The sequence below is a fragment of the Rhizobium sp. M10 genome, from assembly GCF_002531955.1.
Taxonomy (GTDB): domain Bacteria; phylum Pseudomonadota; class Alphaproteobacteria; order Rhizobiales; family Rhizobiaceae; genus Rhizobium; species Rhizobium etli_C.
Genome location: NZ_NWTA01000006.1, coordinates 22,925 through 37,964, shown reverse-complemented (window position 1 = coordinate 37,964; position 15,040 = coordinate 22,925). Strand labels below are relative to the sequence as shown.

Below are 15,040 nucleotides of genomic sequence, written 5' to 3'. Positions count from 1 at the left end.
CGCCGGCGGATCGAAAGCGATTCCGCCGGCGCCTTTTCTATCCGGGCGAGGAATATCATGTCGACAGTCGAAGGCGACCTGCTGCACACGGTCGAAGCCGGCTCCATTTCCGCGAGCCGCCGTTTCTGGGGCCGCGCGGCTCTGTGGCTCAGCGCCGCATGGTTCATAGCGTCCTTTGTCTTGCAGGGGGTTCATGAACTCGGCTGGACCGAATGGGGTTTTGCGAACTGGCGACCCGTCCTCTATGCTTATTTCCTCTGGGCCGCAGTTCTTTGCGTCACGCGCGTCGTCATTTACGGCGAGGCCGGCAAGAAGGCGCTTTTTGTTCTGCCGGCCGCGCTTTTCGTCGTGTCGATGGTGGTCTTCCCATTGCTCTTTGCGCTCTGGATCGGCTTTTCCGATTGGAACCTCGCCTCTTCCGCCGGGCGGCGCTTCAACGGGCTCGACAATGTGCGACGGATGATCGCCGACCCGTTCTATGCCAACGCCTTGCTCAACATGATCCTTTATTCCCTGGCGATCGTCGTGGAATATGCGATCGCATTCGGCCTGGCGCTGCTCCTCAACCAGGAAATCCTTGCCCGGAAATTCTGGCGGGTCACCTTCCTCGTCCCCTTGATGCTGTCGCCGGTCGCCGTGAGCTGGATGGTCGGCAAGTCGATGCTGGAGACCCGTTTCGGCCCGATCGCGCGCTTGGCCCGCTGGCTCGGCTGGGAAAACCCTTCGTTTTTCGGCGATCCGCTGACGGCGCGGCTTTCGATCATGATCATGGATGCCTGGACCTTCATTCCCTTCATGATGATCATGTTGCTCGCCGGATTGCAGGCCTTGTCACGGGAGGTGCTGGAGGCGGCCGAAGTCGACGGCGCCACCCGCTGGCAGCGCTTCTGGCAGGTCATTTTCCCGCTGATGCTGCCGGTGTCGGTCACGGCGGTGATGATCCGTATTATCTTCAAGCTCAAGCTCGCCGACATCATCATTACCGTGACATCGGGAGGCCCGGGCGGGGCGACCGATTCCGTCACCAGTTTCATCTATCGCGAATACCGCGACCGTTCGAATGTCGGCTACGGGACGCTGCTCGCGCTCGTCTATCTGGTGATCATCGTCATTGGGATGACGGGGCTGATGAAGATTTCCGACCGTATCGTGAAGCGGATGACAGGAAGGCTCTGATGGTTCGCATCGATTTCGAAAAATACGGGCGGGGCCAGCGCATTCGCTGGTGGGCCATGCGATTTGCCGTCTACGGCCTGCTCGTCGTCTGGGCATGTGTCTGCATCTTCCCGCTGTTCTGGACGGTTTCGACCTCGTTCAAAACAGCCGCCGATGTCATGCGCGGCAATCTGATCCCCTGGTTCAATTTTACCCCCAGCTGGCTCGGCTGGCGCTCGCTCGGGCTCTCCCCCGATACCATCTCGCAGGTATCGACGGTGCGCGACGAATTCATGCGCCGGCTCTGGAACAGCGTCATCATCTCGGTCACGGCATCCGCTCTTGCGGTCGTGCTCGGATCGCTGGCGGCCTATGGGCTCAGCCGCTTTTCCTACAAGTTCGGCCATATGCGCAATTCCGACATTTCCTTTTTCTTCCTGTCGCAGCTCATCATGCCGCCGGTCGTCCTCGCCCTGCCGTTCCTGGTTCTCTACAAGGAACTGGCGCTGCTCGACACTTATGCGGGCATGATCGCCGTCTATACGCTGATGGTCCTGCCGATCGTCGTCTGGATCATGCGCGACCAGTTCGCCACCATACCGGTGGAGCTCGAGGAGGCAGCCCTGGTCGACGGCCTGTCGGTCTGGGGCGCGTTCGCCCGCATCATCGTGCCGCTGGTTCTGCCGGGCATGGTGGCCGCCTTCCTGCTGGCGCTGATCCTGTGCTGGAACGAATATTTCTTCGCCGCGCTGCTGACTTCCACCAATACCAACACGCTGCCGGTGATGATCGCCAGCCAGACAGGCAGCCAGGGCATCAACTGGTGGTCGATGGCCGCCCTTTCCACCGCCGGAATCCTGCCGCTGGTCGTCGTCGGCGTCGTGCTGGAAAAGCATATCATCGCCGGGATGACCGCGGGCGCCGTAAAATAGCTGCGGGATGTGAGACATGGCGAAGATGCCGACAGTCAAGGACGTTGCCGAACATGCGGGCGTATCCGTGGGCACCGTTTCGCGCGTGTTGTCGGGCGAAGCCGCGGTCAAACCGGTGCTGCGCGAGAAGGTCAACAACGCCATTTCGGCGCTTGGCTACCGGCCGAACGTCACCGCGAGAGCCCTGCGCACCAGCAGAACCGACGTCATCGGCCTCGTCGTTCCCGACATCACCAATCCCTTTTTTGCGCAGCTTGCGGCAAGCGTCGAGCGTGCGGCGCTCGAATGCGGGCACAGCCTGATGCTGGCAAGCTCGCATAACGACAGCGAGGCGGAGCAGAGCCACGTTTCGGCCTTTCTCGACCGGGCGGTGCGCGGCATCATCGTCGTGGCTTCGAGCGACGGTTCCGGTCTTGATCTGCCGGCGTCGGTCCCGGTCATATCGCTCGACCGGCGCTTCGGCACCTTTCCCCTGGTGTCGACCAACCATGCGCAGGCGGCCACGCTGGTTGCCGATCATCTCTATGGGCTGGGGCACCGGCGCATTGCCTATATTGCCGGCCCGACCGACACCGAAGCAGGGCGCATGCGCAAGGAGGCCTTCGTCAGCCGCATGGACGGATTCGCCAAGACCGGTGAGGCCGTTGAGCTGGAAATCGCTTACGGCAGATTCGACTACGAGTCCGGCGAAAGAATTGCCCGTACCCTGCTTTCGCGCCCGGCGCAGGACCGGCCGACGGCGATCGCGGCCGCCAGCGACCAGCAGGCGATCGGCGCATTACGCGCGGCCCGCGACCTCAAGATCGACGTGCCGCGAAAACTATCCGTCACCGGTTTCGATGACATTTCGCTCGCCAATCTGGTGGTGCCGCGGCTGACGACCATACGCCAGCCGGCCGACATGCTGGCACGGCGCGCGGTCAGCCTTCTGCTGGCGGAGCCGCCGGGCACGGCAGACGAAACGGTCGACGGATCGCTGATCGTGCGCGGTTCCAGCGGCCCATGCCCGCAAGCCAAGGCGGATATAACAGGACATACCAATTGAGGCACGGCCGGTGCTCCGGCGACGAGAAAAGGATGGAAGATCAATGCTCAAAGGAATTCGGGCCGCGCTCAACGGCGACATTCTGCAAGCACTTTGCAACATGGGACACGGCGACTATCTCGTCATCTCCGACATGAATTTTCCATCGGATTCGATAGCCCGCCAGACGCGTCTCGGTAAATTGCTGACCATGGAAAACATTCCCGCGCCGCAGGCAATCGACGCGGTCCTGTCGGTCTTGCCGCTGGACACACCGATCCAGCCGTCGGTGGGCCGCATGGAAGTGATCGGCAAGCCCGATGAAATTCCGCCGATTCAGCAGGAAGTCCAAGCGATTGTCGATCGCGCCGAGGGCAAGCCGTCGCCGATGTATCCCGTCGAACGCATGGCCTTCTACGACATCGCCAAGCAGGCCTATTGCGTGATCGCAACGGGGGAACTGCGGTTCTATGGATGTTTCCTGCTGACCAAGGGCGTCATCCCGGCGGAGGAGGCGGTCCGATGAGCGAAAAAAGCGGGATCGTCATTTTAGGCATTTTTGCCGCCGACACTGCCTATAAGGCAAAGCGCCTGCCCCATATTGCCGAGACGCTGATGGGCTCCGGTTTCACCCTCGGGCCGGGAGGCAAGGGATCCAATCAGGCAATTGCGGCGGCAAAGGCGGGCGGCAAGGTGACCTTCATCTCACGGGTCGGCAACGACCCGTTCGGCGCGATGGCGCTTTCAGCCTATGCGGAGGCCGGCGTCAAAGCCAATGTGATGAAGATGGACGGCGTTTCCAGCGGCGCCGCCTTCATCTTCGTCGACGAGGTGAGCGGCGACAATGCCATCATCGTCGCGCCGGGTGCGGCGGGCCTCATCGGCATCGAGGATGTCGATGCGAACCGGGCGGAGATCGAAAGCGCCGCCATCTTCATGACCCAGCTCGAACAGCCGCTCGAGGCCGCCATGCATGGATTGTCGATGGCGAAAAAGGCAGGGGCGACGACGATCTTCAACCCGGCGCCCGCGCGGGCGATCCCGGACAGCATCTACGGCCTGTGTGATTTCATCGTCCCCAATGAAGTCGAAGCAGCGGAATTGGTGGGCCACGCAATCGAAACCGATGAGCAGGCGCGTGCAGCGGCTCGCACACTGGTCGATCGAGGGGCGCAAGCGGTGATCATCACGCTCGGCGCACGCGGGGCCTACTATCACGCCGCCGGGCAGAGCGAATTCGTCCCCGCATTTGCCGCGGGAAATGTCGTTGACACAACCGGTGCCGGCGACGCCTTTCTCGGCGGGTTCGCGACGGCGATCTCCGAAGGACAGGCGCCAAGCGAAGCCGTGCGTTTCGGCTGCGCGACCGCTGCCATCGCGGTCACACGCCCCGGCACCGCCCCCGCCATGCCTTCACGCGCCGAGATCGACACACTGCTGCGGTCGGCATGAGCGACGAATGCGAGGAACCCGAAGGAGCAGCGAAGCCACCACCCTCCGCTGAAACCGTCAATCCAGTCTTGCGGTAAAGACGTAGCCGACGCCGCGCACTGCCTTAATGAATTGCGGCTTCTTCGGGTCCGTCTCGATCTTGCGTCGCAGCCGGACGATCTGGGCATCGATCGTCCGGTCGAAGGCTTCGAGGTTTCGGCCCCTGGTCAGGTCCATCAGCACGTCGCGGGTCAGGACCCGGCCGGCATGGCGCACGAAGGTCGTCAGCATATCGAATTCGCCGGTCGTCAGTTCGATCTCCGTGCCCTCGGGGTCGAGCAGCTGGCGGCGGCTGAGATTGAGTTTCCACTCCTCGAAGCCGATGATCTCCTCGCCGGCCGCTTCGGCGCTGCGCGCGGAAGGTTGCCGGCGGCGCAGGATCGATTTCAGGCGGGCATGAACTTCCCGGAGATGGAAGGGCTTGGCGATATAATCGTCGGCGCCGACCTCCAGACCGACGATTCGGTCGACGACGTCGTCGCGCCCCGTCAGCATCATGATCGGCACATCGGACTGGGCGCGGATTTCGCGGGCAAGGTCAAGGCCGTCCGCGCCGCCCGGAAGAACGAGGTCGAGCAGGACGGCGTCGAAATTCTGCTGGCGCAGGCGCACGCGCATTTCGGCGCCGTCGGCAGCGGAAGAGACCGTATAACCCTCATCCTCGAAATAGCGCGTCAACATCTGGCGAATGCGCGGGTCGTCGTCAACGACGAGAAGATGCGCGTCATGCTGCGGTGCTGCCATCGTCCATCCGCCAAGCCGTTGCTCGTTACAGATCGTATCCAATGGCACTGTCTTTAACATGCCCTTCAAGCTGGTGTCACCAGCACGTGGTCCGTTGTCCTCATCGGAAGCCGGCAGCCGATCCGGCCGAGATCATCCGGATCTGGCGTCGTGCAGCGGATGGCGAGCCGCCTGCATTGGCACCGGGCTTTCCGAGATTTGCCAGGCGCAGAGCCATCTGCGGACATCATTGGCGGTGATCCGAAGCGTGTCGCCGCTCGCAGAGGCGAGGCGGCGTGCAGCGATCTGGCAGAAGGTATCGACGTGCTGACGAAGGCGGAGTTCCGTTGCCCGCGGCGGCGACGCCACCGACAGCAGGGCGCGCCGCGAGACCACGAGGGTCTTGATCTCAGGCCCGAAGCGCACCTCGATGCGACCCGATTTGTCTTTGACGTCCAGGCTTGCTGTGACGATTTCATAGGGCATTTTATCGCTCCGGATCATTGGCTAGTCGTCGCGGCTGCCGCCAGATTTCTCTGCAAGCTAAAGGCCCGGCTGAAAGATGCTTTGACCTCGATCAAGTGAAGAGGGCGAGGGGATCCACGCCGAACATCGCGCTGTGGCCGCCTGCAAACAGCAGCCACAGGACCAAAGCCATACTTGCCAGGCTTGCGAGCAACATCGGCATATCGAGCGTCGGCTGTTCGCCCTTGAAACAGGCGGCGAACGGCCAGATCGAGGTCTGGTCGGCCAGGCTTGCCCAGGACCCGCCGAGGCGTCGTTTCGACCTCTTTTCGGTCATCGGGATCGCAGCCAGCGCAAACACGGCAAACCCTCCGAACAGCAGCAACGAGCGCAGGTCGCCATTGGCGGCGATATGGCCGCTCGCCCAGGCGGCGAACCCCCACAGGACGGGATGTCTGGTGATCTTCGTGACGGCGCCGAGGGTCGCCGACCGGTTCAATGTGATCGACAGCGGGTTGGCGCTCAAAAGTCCGGCGATGACGAGAAAGATACCGAAGGGGGCGAGCACAAAAGCGATCGCGGCATTGCCGGGTCTGACCTCCCACAACGGGATATAGTCCAACGCCAGTGCGGCGGAAAAAACCCAGATCAGCGCGAGCGTGGAAGCGGCAGAGTAACCGACGAAATAGACCGGGCGGCCGACGCGTCGGATTATCTGTGAACGAATGGCCGGAACCGCCGGAACGGAATGGAGTGCGACAAAGAGTGCGAAGGCGGCAAGGAACTCGGCCAAAACTCATTCTCCTGGTTTCGCAGTGAAACTTGCCAAGGGCCGTGCGGGCATGGCGGCAACTTCAATCCCGCTTGCCGTCGGCGAGATTGAGAAGTTTCTGAGGATCGGTGACCGTCAGCTTCTGCCGGCCGCCTTCGACCAATCCCTTCGCCTCCCAGGCGCTCAGAATTCTCGACACGGTGTGCAGCGTCGTTCCGGTCATTTCGGCAATATCCTGGCGCGATATCGGGAAATCGATGCGAATGCCGCCTCCGACCGGCCGCCCCGCCTGTTTCGACAGCCTCAGGACGGCATGCGCCACCCGCTTTTCCACCTCCTCGGTCGACATTTCGCGAATGCGCGTATGGGCTTCCTCCAGCCGCTGGCCGATCGTCTGCATCGCTGTCACGGCTAGGCGGGGATTCTGATCGACGAAGCGCGGCCACATATCCGTCGGCCAGCTGATGACGAGGCTTTCGGCCGCCGCTACGGCCGTCCCGGGATAGTCTTCCCTGCGCAACGCCATCGCGAAGCCGAACAAATCACCCGGATGCACCATCCGCACGATGATCTGCTGTCCGTCCGGCGTCACCTGCGTCACCTTCAGACGACCATGCAGGAGCAGGAAGAACGACTTTGCGCGGGCGCCCTGTTCGAAAACCGCGTCACCCTGGGCGACGCGGCGCGGTGCGGCATGCTGCAGCATCGCGTCGAGATCCGTGTCCGTCATTCGTTCAAACAGCGGCAGCGACTTCAAAACCGTCCGGTCAACTTTCATCGTCATCCTGTTCTGCCGTGGAGGCTCGTCGCCGGATCGAACACTTCGGTCATTGCTCTGCGCATCCGGTCTTTCAGGCTTTCAAGGAATCCTTGGCTGCGAACGAGGCGAAAGCCGAGATTGTCGGGCGGACTGCCGACGGAACATCCGCCACCCTTGGGAATTCGGACGAAACTGCTCATCGGGGCGCGATGCTTGCCGGCAGCGATCATGATCCCGCAGCTTTCGGGGTCGGGCTCTTCGACGCGGCCGATCCGGCCGAGCTCAACTCGCTTGTTGCAGGTCGACGTCCACTCCCAGACATTGCCGGCGAAATCCACCAGACCGGTTTGGCTGATCCCGAACGAGCCTTGCGGCTGTGGCCGCGGGTCGATTGCGGCCGCTCTGCGCGCTTCGCGCTCGTAATCAGCCAACCAGCGGTTTGCCGGATTGCGATCATTGGGGTCTATGCCGAGAGCGTCGTCGGGAAAACGGTCGGCGGCGGCATAGGCCAGCTCGAAATCGGTCGGCAGCCGCCATTGGACACCGGTGTGTTCCGACAGCCAGGCCGCATATAGGACCGCGTCGTCGTAGCTCACGCCGGTCACCGGCGTCTCTTCCCGCGACGGAGCCTCGTCCCGGTTCTCGGCCGGCGCACAAATGGCATCGGCCACGCAGCGATTATAATCGCGAAGCGTGGTCTGGAACTTCATGATTTCAAGTGTTGAAATCACGTTCATGTCGAGTTTGGGCGCGTCGACGGCCAGGCCGTCGTGAAAATATTCGCTGGCGTCACGATAGGTGAAACGGTGCGGCGCAATGACGATTGTCTGCGGCGGCGCGACAGTCACGCCGCGGCCCTCCGTCGCAACGAGTCCGGCTTGCACCGCGACCGCGGCCGAGAGGGCCGCGAACAGCACGAGAGGAATTGCGATGGATATGCCTGAAACTGGTTCAATCGCTGCATTGCGGGCCATGATATTTTCGCAGATAGCGCCCCCAAAATGAGAATGGTGCGCGGGTCGCCCCTGACCCGCGCACCGCCCCCTCCGCCTGGTCAGCTTGCCGACGGTGCCCTGACCGAGGTCATGAGATCGTCGTCCCATTCACCGGTCACCTTAAAGTGGGCCGCCGCCCCCAGCTCGAAGGCCTCGATAAGGTTGTGGTTCACGTAGGCATAGATGCCTGGCTGAGCGAAGGTATAAAGGGCAGCACCTGCCGTGCCGCCGGGAATGAACCAGGTTTCCTGATCCGTGTCGGGCGGGTTGAGGAATTTGCCGGTCGCCCAGACATATTCGCCATGCCCGCCGATCAGATGCGGCCGCGTGTCCCGGTTGGCCTGCGAATGGACGATCAGCACGGTTTCGCCGACCTTGGCCGTCATCGCATTGTCCCCGGTCAACGCCCCAACCGCGCCGTTGAAGACGATGTGCGTCGGCGTCAGCGTTTTCATCGCAGCGACCATATCTTCGTAGGCTTCGCCGGGACTGTCGTATTTCTTGAACTTGCCCGTCTCGTCGCGCGGGATGTAGTAATCCTGTTCGCCGACATAATAGACCTTGTCGTAGACGAGGGGCTTGCCCTTGCCGTCCTTGAGGCCGTCGCGCGGCAGGACCATGATCGCGCCGTTCATGCCCGACGTGACGTGCCACGGCACCATGCCGGGAGGTGCGCAGTGATAGACGAAGACGCCGGCCTTGGTCGCCTTGAAGCGCAGAACGGTGCTTTCACCGGGATTGACGACCGTCAGCGCCCCGCCGCCCAGCGCGCCGGTTGCGGCATGGAAGTCGATGTTGTGCTGCATCGTATTGGTGTCGGGGTTGACGAGGGTCAGCTCGACATAGTCGTCTTGATGCACCACCATCAGCGGCCCGGGAACCGACCCGTCAAAAGTCATGGCGTTGATCTCGGTGCCGTCCTTGTCCAGGATCATCTTTTTTTCCTGGATGGTCAGCGTGAACTCCTTGATCTTCGGTCCGCCCTCGGCCTTCTGCTTGTGCGCATGAACGAAGGGCGGCTTGACGAGCTCGACCTTCTCGCGGGCAAGCTTCGACAGGTCGACCTTCGTCTGTTTGACGGTCTTGAGAGCCTCGGCCGCGGCGGCCTCTTCATTGGCATGCGCGGCGCTGGATACGATGATTGGCGTCAGCGCTCCGGCAACAGCAGCACCCGTCAGCATCTTGCGCCGGGTCATTTGCAGAGTATTTGTCATTTCTAATCTCCTGTAGTCGAAGACTGAGCGGACGCCGCCCTGTCGAAGGGGAGAGTAGAAGAAAGCCGACGGAAATCTTTGACGTGGCGCAAACTGGCTGTTTGTGCCGGCACAAAGTTCAACGGATCATCTTTGCGTAATCTCAACGACTGTTGTCTTGCGCCCGCGCATTTCTGTGTGATCAAAATGGAGACATCGATCATGCAGATTACCAAGGACGCGAAGACCAGGACGCCGCGAGGAATGAGCCGCTCCGGACTGGTCCTCTTCTCTTACGGCTTTCGCCCCTTCTTTCTGGCGGCGGCATTGTGGGCGATCGCCAGCATCGGCCTCTGGGCGGCGTTCCTGAACTACGGGGTCCCCGTGGCAAGCGAATACGGGGCGCTCTACTGGCACGCGCACGAGATGCTCTTCGGCTTCGCCCCTGCGGTTCTCGCCGGGTTCCTTCTCACCGCAATTCCGAACTGGACCGGACGCCTTCCCATATCAGGGCCTCCGCTCGCCGTGCTTTTTGCGGTGTGGTGCGCCGGCCGGATCGCCATGTTGGCGGGCGGCGGCATCGGGGTGACAGCCGCCGCCGCCATCGACAGCCTGTTCCTGCCGCTCATGCTCGCCTTGTGCGCGCGGGAGGTGGTGGCGGGAAAGAAATGGAAGGATCTCAAGGTCGTCGCCGGCCTCGCGGTGCTGTCGGTCGCCAATTTATGCTTTCATATCCAGGTGATCGGAGGCGGAAATCCGGAGCTTCCCATTCGTCTCGGCCTCGGCGCCTACGTCCTGCTGGTTACCATCGTCGGAGGGCGCATCCTGCCGAGTTTCACCCGAAACTGGATCAATCAGCGCGGCCGCACCGATTTCCCGGTCCCCTATAACCACTTCGATACCGCAACCGTCATTGCCGGCGCCGTGTCTCTCGCCAGCTGGGCGATCTGGCCCGACTCCATCGCAACCGGCTTGTTGGCGGCCGCCGCAGCGGTGATGAACGCGGCCCGGCTCGCCCGCTGGCGGGGCTGGGTGACCTGGCCCGAACCGATCCTTTTCGTGCTGCACGCCGCCTATGGTTTCGTCCCTTTGGGATTTGCCGCGGTCGCCTTCGGAGCAATCGGCCTCTCCCAGGTCGCCGTTCTTCATATCTTCGCGATCGGCGCCATGTCGTTGATGATGCTGGCGGTCATGACGCGGGCAAGCCGCGGCCATACGGGGCGGCAATTGAAATCGAGCCGGGTGACCAACGCATCCTACATCGTGCTTGCCGCCGTTGCTGTCCTTCGGCCCCTGGCCGAATTGCTGCCCGCAGTCACCGTGGAGATATTGTTGCTGTCTGCAATCGGCTGGACGGTGGCGTTCGGCCTGTTTGCGCTCGAACATGCTCCGTTCCTCTGCCGCGACCGGAAACCTCTTGTCGCGAGAAAGCCATGAAGGCGAATGCCGCCGCGTTTAAAAAACGCGGCGGCCTGCGCATCTATTCCCTCGGCAGCCGTCCCATCATCTCCGGCGACCAGGCCGGATCGTAGACCATCTCGACGATGGTAGCCGAGACGCCGTCGACCGCATCGGTCCGTACCTTCACCGCTTCGGCGATGAAGGCGGAAACCGGACAGAAGCGGGTCGTCGTCGTCATTTCTATTCTGACGGCGCCATCCTCCGAAATGCCGACAGCGTAGATCAGCCCGAGCTCGACAATGTCAGTTCCGAGCTCCGGATCCTCGATGTCGCGCAGCGCCGCCAGGATTGCCGATCTGGAGATCTTATGCGCGGGCATCGGAAACATTCGCGGGTGTCGCTCTGATCATGATCCTGTAGATCTTGCCGCTGGCGTCGAAATCCCCGATCCATTCATGGCCGCGCGCCTTCAGCTCATTGAACAGAAACAGCGGCTCGCGGTTCAGAAGCGCAAACAGCACCTCGCCGCTTTCCATCGATTCCAGCCGCGACAGGATGCGCTCCATCGGCTCCGGCGGCGCGAGATCGGTCAGATCGAGGTTCCAGCTCGGCTCCGGCCAGATCGCTTCCGCCGATGCGGCTGCCGTGACGGCTTCGGTGCCCGGTTTCTCACGAGGAACAAAATCGATTTCCCAGTCGTCCTCGGCAAGGCGCCGGCTGCGATGCGAATAGCCGCGCTGCTCCAGCTGGCGAATCAACGGGACGGGTTCGAATATGGCGTGAAGCCGCACGCCCTCGTCCGGATCGAGACTTGCGAAGGTATCCATGATGAGCTGAAACGGCATGCCGCCGTCGCGCAGGATCTGTCTTACGTCGAGTTCGCGGAGCTGAACCATTGGCATTACCTCTGTGGTTTGGCGGCGACGAAAAGCGCCGGCTGTTGAAAGGGTGCGCCCTTTGTGGCGGGGGCGACATTCGCCAGGCGGCGTGCCAGGACAAGCTCAATGGCGAGAGCAGCGGTAACCAATGTCTGTGCCGTGACGGCAAGACGGAAACCGGCATCGGATCCGGCCGCGATCGCCGTCGCTGATGCGACGACGGCGAGATAGAAGATATAAAGCCAGGCGGCAGCCCGTCGCCCATTGAGAAGGTCGGCCAGCCGCGGCGTAGGCCGGCGCCCAAGAAGCGGTCCGAAGGCCTCGATCCAGGTCAGGAAAGGGACGATCTTCAGGAGCTGGGACAAGCCGAGCCCCGTCAGCCAGCCGAAAACGAACAGATAGGTTATCGCGGCGAAAATCTGCGGGCCGGCATCGCCGGCAAGGGCCGCCGCGAACATCGGAACGGAAAGGCCCAGCAGGACGAAAGCGGGCAGGGATCCCGACATGTTCAGCTCGAGAGCTTTTCGGCGTCTTGCCCGATAGGTCAGGAACAGCTCAACCAGATAGGCCGCGATCGGCAGCTGGAAGAACAGCGATCCAATCAGAAAGACGCGTTGACCGAGCGAGGGTTCGAAGATCGTCGAGACCGTCGCAACGCCGAGCGTGGTCGCCGCGAACGCTCCCGTGCCACGGACGAACGGTGATTTCTGCATCTCTTGGGAAAGCAGGAACATTGGCAGCAGCTTGTAGCTGACGCCGATCGCGGCAAAGGTCATCCATCCGGCGAGGCCGAAGCTCGCGTGGAAGGGCACGGCATTCACGACAAACGCGCTGATGCCGGGGGTTGCGGTTACTCCCGACACCGTAACGGCAAACAGCGATCCCAGCACGACGGTCACCGCAAGGCATGCAATGGCAAGTATGACGAGCGGCGAGGCGGCATGGGCCGCCCGGCCGCGCCACAGGCCGGATAGCAGCACCAATGCGATCGACAGGAGCGAGGCCAGCAAGACCACTGATGCCGCGACCATGATCGGACCGGCCGCGGCCGATCCCGCGTCGATCAGTTGGAAGCCGCATAGGAGAAGTGCGAGCCCGGCGACCGTACCGGCAAGGCAGGGCAGATCGAGCCGCCCGGTCGGCGGGCCGAGGCCCGTCAGCACCGGCGTGAACTGCAGCAGCGCCCCGATCATCAGCAGGCCGAGCCAACCGATCGTTATCGAATGCACGATAATGAGCGCACGGGGTTCGGCCACCGCCGAGGACGGCACCCAGATCCCTGCCGAAAGCAGGCTTTCCGCCAGAAGCAGGAAGAAGAGCGCCGCGCCGAAATAGGCCATCGTCCAACGCGACAGGGTTGTGCCGACGGGCATCATCACGCCGATCCGAACTCAGTGGCTGCCACAGCAGCAATCGCAGCCGGCATCCTGCCGGGTGATCTGCACCCGCCAGATATCAGGGCCTTGCTCCAGATAATCCCAGGAGAACTTGCCGGGAAATCCGGTTTCAAGCTGATAATGCAGGGGCCGAGGCTCGTGATCGCTGGTGATCAGCAAACTGTCGCCGGGGGCCAGCGCATGGAGCGTGCCGAAGATCCGGGGATGCCGCTCGACCGGCGACAGCACACGGACATCGATATGGGGCGTTTCGTTCTGAACGTTTTGCGTTTCAGTCATTCTTGCTCGTTTCCTTGTGCCGCGTCTCTTCGAACAGACCGGACCGCGGCTCGTCCCGTGTCAGAATGAAATCCTAGGCGGCTTCGGCAGAACTGACTTTGACAGCGGACAAATATCCGGATGATTCCTGGCTAAGACATCATCATTGATTTGGGACAAGGAAGCCGGCGCGGCCGGAGGTCATAAAGCATCCTGCTTTTTGAAAAGGGATGCGACAATGTCCGATGATCTGATCGCCAAATACGGCGATGCGCGACTTCCGCGTTATACGAGTTACCCGACGGCGCCGGCTTTTTCAGCCGCCGTGGGGCCGGATGAATATGCCGGTGGCCTCGCCGATATCGCAAAAGCCGGCCCGGTTTCGGTTTATCTCCACGTCCCATTCTGCCGTTCGATGTGCTGGTACTGCGGCTGCCACACGACGATTACCCGGCAAGACGCTCCGGTCGCCGACTATCTTGACGTGATGAGGGAGGAGATCGAGCTCGTCTCCTTTGCGGCTGGCAACGACGTGCCGGTCAAGAACGTGCATTTCGGCGGCGGCACGCCGACGATCATGAAGCCGCAGGAATTTTCCGCTCTGATGGCAAAGCTCCGGAGCGCCTTCACCTTCGAGGCGGATGCCGGCGTCGCCGTCGAGATCGATCCGCGCACGTTGGCTGCCCCCATGATCGATGCGCTCGCCGAAAACGGCGTCGACCGGGCAAGCCTCGGCGTCCAGAGTTTCGATCCGGTTGTGCAGGCGGCCATCAATCGGCTGCAATCCTTCGAGCAGACGGAAACGGCGGTCGTCGGCCTGCGCTCTTCAGGCGTGAGCAGCATCAACTTCGACCTGATTTATGGCCTTCCGAAACAGACCGTCCAATCCTGCGTCGAAACAGTTCGGTTGGCGGCAAGGCTGCGTCCCGAACGTTTCGCCGTTTTCGGTTACGCCCACATACCCGCGTTCAAGAAGCATCAGCGCCTGATCGACGAAAGCACGCTGCCGGACGCAATACAGCGCAACGAGCAGGCGGAAGCCATCGCCGAGGAGCTGCAGAAGGCCGGATATCAGCGCATCGGGCTCGATCATTTTGCACTGCCGGACGATCAGCTGGCGCTCGCCGCGCGCAACGGCGCGATGAGAAGAAACTTCCAGGGCTATACCACGGATGATTGCGACAGCCTGATCGGTCTCGGTGCATCTGCGATCGGGCGGCTGCCGGCCGGCTATATGCAGAACCACGTGCCTCTTGGCCTCTATGCCGAGCGGGTTGCCTCCGGCGTCCTGCCGACCGCCAAGGGATATCTTCTCAGCGAAGAGGACAAGCTTCGGGCGAAGATCATCGAAAGACTGATGTGCGATTTCGAAGCCGATCTCGGCACATTGAGCAGCGGGTCGGGCTTCGACACCGGCTTCCTTGTCGAGCGCAACGACCGTCTCGGCGGGCTCATAGCCGACGGCGTCGTGACGATCAGCGACGAGCGGATTGTCGTATCCCAGGATGCACGCTTCATGGTCCGTGCCGTTGCGGCGGCATTCGACGCCTATTTCGGCTCGCACGGACGCACGCACAGCAAGGCGGCCTGATGCAT

The 15,040-nt window shown here is 62.2% G+C and carries 17 protein-coding genes; 7 read left to right on the top strand and 10 right to left on the bottom strand.

Going from position 1 to position 15,040, the window contains the following annotated elements; all coding sequences use genetic code 11:
- The first annotated feature begins 57 nt into the window (after window positions 1-57).
- Genes CO671_RS11635 through rbsK form a run of 5 tightly spaced genes read left to right on the top strand, consistent with a single transcriptional unit; the run spans window position 58 to window position 4,563 of the window.
- Window positions 58-1,176 (top strand): sugar ABC transporter permease, encoded by a 1,119-nt coding sequence (locus tag CO671_RS11635; protein WP_097606045.1) that lies wholly within the window; start codon window positions 58-60, stop codon window positions 1,174-1,176.
- Entirely contained in the window at window positions 1,176-2,087 is a 912-nt protein-coding gene (locus CO671_RS11630; protein WP_097606044.1) for a carbohydrate ABC transporter permease, read from the top strand. The genes CO671_RS11635 and CO671_RS11630 overlap by 1 nt, the downstream gene beginning before the upstream one ends.
- 16 nt (window positions 2,088-2,103) lie before the next feature.
- A complete protein-coding gene (locus CO671_RS11625; RefSeq protein WP_097606043.1) occupies window positions 2,104-3,132 on the top strand; it encodes a LacI family DNA-binding transcriptional regulator in 1,029 nt (342 codons plus the stop codon).
- Between the two features lie 43 nt (window positions 3,133-3,175).
- Entirely contained in the window at window positions 3,176-3,637 is a 462-nt protein-coding gene (locus CO671_RS11620; protein WP_097606042.1) for an RbsD/FucU domain-containing protein, read from the top strand.
- Window positions 3,634-4,563 (top strand): ribokinase, encoded by a 930-nt coding sequence (rbsK, locus tag CO671_RS11615; protein ID WP_097606041.1) that lies wholly within the window; start codon window positions 3,634-3,636, stop codon window positions 4,561-4,563. Before CO671_RS11620 ends, rbsK begins: the two co-directional genes overlap by 4 nt.
- 57 nt (window positions 4,564-4,620) lie before the next feature.
- Here the strand turns inward: rbsK and CO671_RS11610 are convergent, their stop codons facing one another.
- The 6 genes from CO671_RS11610 to nirK form a co-directional block, all read right to left on the bottom strand.
- Window positions 4,621-5,346: a response regulator gene (locus CO671_RS11610; protein WP_097606040.1), complete on the bottom strand. Its 726-nt coding sequence runs from the start codon at window positions 5,344-5,346 to the stop codon at window positions 4,621-4,623.
- A 132-nt stretch (window positions 5,347-5,478) separates the two neighbouring features.
- Window positions 5,479-5,811, bottom strand: a complete 333-nt coding sequence (locus CO671_RS11605) for a hypothetical protein (RefSeq protein WP_097606296.1) — start codon at window positions 5,809-5,811, stop codon at window positions 5,479-5,481.
- A 91-nt stretch (window positions 5,812-5,902) separates the two neighbouring features.
- Window positions 5,903-6,583 carry an NnrU family protein gene (locus CO671_RS11600; protein ID WP_097606039.1) on the bottom strand — a complete coding sequence of 227 codons (681 nt, stop codon included), beginning with the start codon at window positions 6,581-6,583 and terminating at the stop codon, window positions 5,903-5,905.
- A 61-nt stretch (window positions 6,584-6,644) separates the two neighbouring features.
- Window positions 6,645-7,340, bottom strand: coding sequence for a Crp/Fnr family transcriptional regulator (locus tag CO671_RS11595; RefSeq protein WP_097606295.1), 696 nt, complete (start codon window positions 7,338-7,340; stop codon window positions 6,645-6,647).
- Between the two features lie 2 nt (window positions 7,341-7,342).
- Window positions 7,343-8,296 (bottom strand): SUMF1/EgtB/PvdO family nonheme iron enzyme, encoded by a 954-nt coding sequence (locus CO671_RS11590; protein ID WP_097606038.1) that lies wholly within the window; start codon window positions 8,294-8,296, stop codon window positions 7,343-7,345.
- 80 nt (window positions 8,297-8,376) lie between these two features.
- Window positions 8,377-9,531, bottom strand: coding sequence for a copper-containing nitrite reductase (gene nirK / locus CO671_RS11585; RefSeq protein WP_097606037.1), 1,155 nt, complete (start codon window positions 9,529-9,531; stop codon window positions 8,377-8,379).
- A gap of 201 nt (window positions 9,532-9,732) precedes the next feature.
- On the opposite strand from nirK, the gene CO671_RS11580 reads away from it, so the two are divergent.
- Window positions 9,733-10,947, top strand: coding sequence for an NnrS family protein (locus CO671_RS11580; protein ID WP_097606036.1), 1,215 nt, complete (start codon window positions 9,733-9,735; stop codon window positions 10,945-10,947).
- Window positions 10,948-10,990: 43 nt separating this feature from the next.
- Here CO671_RS11580 and CO671_RS11575 read toward each other — a convergent pair whose 3' ends face one another.
- From CO671_RS11575 to CO671_RS11560, 4 genes are read right to left on the bottom strand one after another with little or no spacing between them, the layout of a single operon-like run.
- Window positions 10,991-11,290, bottom strand: a complete 300-nt coding sequence (locus CO671_RS11575; protein WP_170964967.1) for an iron-sulfur cluster assembly protein — start codon at window positions 11,288-11,290, stop codon at window positions 10,991-10,993.
- Window positions 11,277-11,807 carry a DUF2249 domain-containing protein gene (locus CO671_RS11570; protein ID WP_097606034.1) on the bottom strand — a complete coding sequence of 177 codons (531 nt, stop codon included), beginning with the start codon at window positions 11,805-11,807 and terminating at the stop codon, window positions 11,277-11,279. The genes CO671_RS11575 and CO671_RS11570 overlap by 14 nt, the downstream gene beginning before the upstream one ends.
- A gap of 5 nt (window positions 11,808-11,812) precedes the next feature.
- On the bottom strand, window positions 11,813-13,162 hold the full coding sequence (locus CO671_RS11565) for a hypothetical protein (protein WP_245424973.1): 1,350 nt from the start codon (window positions 13,160-13,162) through the stop codon (window positions 11,813-11,815).
- Between the two features lie 18 nt (window positions 13,163-13,180).
- Window positions 13,181-13,465, bottom strand: a complete 285-nt coding sequence (locus tag CO671_RS11560) for a DUF2249 domain-containing protein (RefSeq protein WP_097606032.1) — start codon at window positions 13,463-13,465, stop codon at window positions 13,181-13,183.
- Between the two features lie 217 nt (window positions 13,466-13,682).
- Here CO671_RS11560 and hemN point away from each other — a divergent pair, with 217 nt between their 5' ends.
- Window positions 13,683-15,035 carry an oxygen-independent coproporphyrinogen III oxidase gene (hemN, locus tag CO671_RS11555; RefSeq protein WP_097606031.1) on the top strand — a complete coding sequence of 451 codons (1,353 nt, stop codon included), beginning with the start codon at window positions 13,683-13,685 and terminating at the stop codon, window positions 15,033-15,035.
- Window positions 15,036-15,040: the final 5 nt, after the last annotated feature.